The following is a 3,202-nucleotide window of genomic DNA, read 5'->3' on the forward strand; positions in this document are numbered from 1 at the left end:
CACAGGCATCGTCCAAGCCACGGCAGGCATTGCCGCCATCCACGACCGCGCAGGGCTGCGCACCTTCACGCTCGATTTCCCCGAGGGCTTCTGTCAGGACCTGGCCATTGGCGCCAGTGTGGCCACCGATGGCGTGTGCCTCACGGTCACCGAGATCCTGTCGCCCACGCAGGCCAACTTCGACGTGATGCTGCAGAGCCTGAACATCACCACGCTGGGCAGCTACGGCCAAGGCGACCGCGTGAACGTGGAGCGCGCGGCCAAGGACGGCGCCGAGATTGGCGGCCACCCGCTGTCGGGCCATGTGGACTTCACCGGCACGCTCATCGAGCGGCGCGAATTCGACAACAACCTGGTGTGGCGCGTGGCCGTGCCCGAGGCGTTTCGCCGCTACATCTTTGCCAAGGGCTACATCGCCATCCACGGCGCCAGCCTCACGGTGGCCGAGGTGAACCGGCAAGAGGGCTGGTTCGAGATCTGGATGATCCCCGAGACCCGCCGCGCCACCGTGTTTGAGAACAAGCAGGTGGGCGACCGCCTGAACATCGAGATCGAGCGCAGCACCCAGGTGGTGGTGGACACCGTGCGCGAGGCCGTGCAGGAGAGCCTGGGCCGCCTGCAGCCGGTGCTGGAGGCGCTGTTGAAGGAAAAGGGCCTGTCGCTGGACGACTTCGTGCAGGCGCCCGTGCTGCCGCACTGATCGAACCAAGCTCACTCATGTCCCTGGTGGTGCGCCCGCTGGCGCTGAGCGACCTGGCCGATCTGCTGGCCGTGCAACTGGCCTGCTATGGCGAGGGGTTTGTGGAGAGCGGCGAGGTGTTTGCCCGCCGCCTCGCCAGCCCCGCCAATTGCTCGCTGGTGCTGGAGCAGGGCGGCACGGTGTGTGCCTACCTGGCGGCCTACCGCAGCGTGCGTGGCAAGGTCACCCCGCTGCATGGCGACTTTGAAACCGCTGCTGAGCCCGACACGCTGTACCTGCACGACATGGCCGTGCTGCCTGCCCATGCGGGGCAAGGCCTGGCCCACGCGCTGCTGCAGCCCCTGTGGGCGCAGGCCCGCGCCGAGGGGCTGCGGCACAGCGCGCTGGTCTCGGTGCAAGGCTCGCAGGCCTACTGGCAGCGGCAGGGCTATGCGCTGCACCCCTTGCAGGACGCCGCCCAGCAGGCCCGCCTGGCCAGCTACGGCGAAGGCGCGGTGTACATGGCGCGAGCGCTTTAGAACGTGTTTACGATCTCCCAGAGGTCGCGCAGCGGTCTTTGCGGGATGGGATGCAAGGCGCGGTGCGTAGTGGATAGCTTGGCTATCCACAAGCGCCGCAACGCCGCAGACCGCCCGCAAAGACCACTGCCCGAAGGGTTGGAGCGAAATCGGGTGATTGGACGCCCCAGCTGCTTGCATGGGCATGAGCCCATGCGGCGCATCCGAAGCATCCACTCATCCCGATTGCGCTCCAACGCGATCCCCTGCGAGATCGTAAACACGTTCTTAGACCTTGTAGGCGCAGTGTCACCCGCCCTCGTCATAATGCCCGCCATGCCCCACCGCTGGAAACCCAACGTCACCGTGGCCGCCCTCATCGAGCGCGACGGCCGCTTTCTGCTGGTCGAGGAAGAAACCACCGACGGCCTCAAGCTCAACAACCCTGCCGGCCACCTGGACCCGGGCGAGTCGCCCATCCAGGCCTGCGCGCGCGAGGTGCTGGAAGAAACCGCCCACGACTTCGAGCCCACAGCGTTGATCGGCGTGTACCTCAACCGCTTCATCAAGACGCGCACGGGGGACGACATCACTTACATGCGTTTTGCGTTTGCGGGCACGCTGGGCACGCACCATGACTGGCGCACGCTCGACACCGGCATCGTGCGCACGCTGTGGCTCACGGCCGACGAGATCCGCGCCTGCCCCGAGCGCCACCGCAGCCCGCTGCTGCTGCGCGGCCTGGAGGACTACCTGGCGGGCCAGCGCTTTCCGCTGACGCTGGTGCACACCGACATCTCGGTGACCGAGCCGGACGGCGTGACCGCGCGATAAGCCTTGGTGCCGCACGGGGCTGCGCACCGCCCCCGGTGTGAACAGGCGCTAGTTCGCCTTGGCCTTCCAGGCAGCGCCCTGCTGGCGCACCAGGTCCAGCAGGTTGCCCATCACCACGTTCATGTCGATCAGGTGCAGGCCCCAGTCGTCCAGAGTGCGGTCATTGACCACAATATTGCCCGGCACATCGCTGGGCAGGCTGCCACGCCCATTGCTGTCCAGGCCCAGCGCCAGGTAGTGTGCGGGGCCGTCCTTCACACAGCTTGCACGCATCAGGCCCGGCAGGCTCACAAACGGGGTGCTCACGCCCTCCAGGCCCTGCGCCCATTGCGCACGCAACACGGGCTGCCCCAGCAGGTTGGCCTCGCGGGCCAGCATGCTGCGCAGCGGCTGGCCGCTCAGGCGCACTGGGTCCGTGCAGGCCACCTCTGCGCCCGCCGCATTGCTGCGGCCAAAGCGGGAGTTTGCGGGCGGCGGTGATGTCTCGCGGAACGTGGCGTATGTCACCACACACCCGGTTTGCGCGCCGGTACGGCACAGGGGCAGCGTGGGCAGCGACCCTCCGGTGTCCGCACCCGCAGGGACCATCACGTTGAAGCCGATCAGCAGGGCCGACACCAGGCGCTGCTGCACCGGCTGGCCGTCCACATCGCGCTTGAGCAACTCCAGCAGCATGCGGCTGCCCTGGGAATGCCCCACCAGCACCACGCCCCGGCCCTTGTTGTCATTGGCCAGATAGTGCCGCCAGGCGGCGCGCACGTCCTCGATGGCCATCTCCGGGTTCACGCCCGCCGGGTTGCCCGACATGGCCGCGCGCAGCCCCGCCAGCGTGATCTGCCGGTACATGGGTGCAAACGGACGGCACACCGAGGCAAAGGGGGCAAACTGCTGCGCCACCGCCCGCTGCTCGCCCGGGCCAGGTTGCAGCGTGCTGTGCGGGTTGGGGTCCTGCGAGATCGTGGGGTACACGTAAAAGCAGTCGATGGGCGCATCGGCCTGCGGCTTGATCACCTGCACCGTGCGTTGGCCGTCGGCGGCCAGCGTGGTGACCGTCTGGTCGGTGCTGCACAGGTCGGCGCGACCGGGGCGGCACAGCCAGGTATACGGCGCGTCGTAGTTGGCGGCAGCGGGCTGGGCCAGCGCGGGGGCGACCGCAAAGGCACCGAGCAAA

4 protein-coding genes are annotated in these 3,202 nt (G+C 68.1%); 3 read left to right on the forward strand and 1 reads right to left on the reverse strand.

The genetic code is table 11. The features are described from left to right. The 3 genes from DBR23_RS28855 to DBR23_RS28870 all read left to right on the forward strand — a co-directional run. A partial coding sequence (locus DBR23_RS28855; RefSeq protein ID WP_108500324.1) for a riboflavin synthase subunit alpha occupies window positions 1-700 on the forward strand: 700 nt, incomplete at its 5' end. 17 nt (window positions 701-717) lie between these two features. Next, the gene (locus DBR23_RS28860) at window positions 718-1,218 is read left to right on the forward strand and encodes a GNAT family N-acetyltransferase (protein ID WP_108500325.1); all 501 of its coding nucleotides are present in this window, start codon (window positions 718-720) and stop codon (window positions 1,216-1,218) included. 315 nt (window positions 1,219-1,533) lie between these two features. After that, on the forward strand, window positions 1,534-2,031 hold the full coding sequence (locus DBR23_RS28870) for an NUDIX hydrolase (protein WP_108500327.1): 498 nt from the start codon (window positions 1,534-1,536) through the stop codon (window positions 2,029-2,031). Between the two features lie 48 nt (window positions 2,032-2,079). On the opposite strand, the gene DBR23_RS28875 is transcribed toward DBR23_RS28870, so the two are convergent. After that, window positions 2,080-3,202 (reverse strand): DUF3089 domain-containing protein (locus DBR23_RS28875; RefSeq protein ID WP_158276509.1); only part of this gene is annotated, 1,123 nt, incomplete at its 5' end.

The sequence above is a fragment of the Acidovorax sp. HMWF018 genome, assembly GCF_003061035.1.
In the GTDB taxonomy this organism is placed as follows: Bacteria; Pseudomonadota; Gammaproteobacteria; order Burkholderiales; family Burkholderiaceae_C; genus Acidovorax; species Acidovorax delafieldii.

Coding starts and splice junctions, on each gene's coding strand:
- DBR23_RS28860 (WP_108500325.1), top strand. CDS start 718: ATGTCCCTGGTGGTGCGCCCGCTGGCGCTGAGCGACCTGGCCGATCTG.
- DBR23_RS28870 (WP_108500327.1), top strand. CDS start 1,534: ATGCCCCACCGCTGGAAACCCAACGTCACCGTGGCCGCCCTCATCGAG.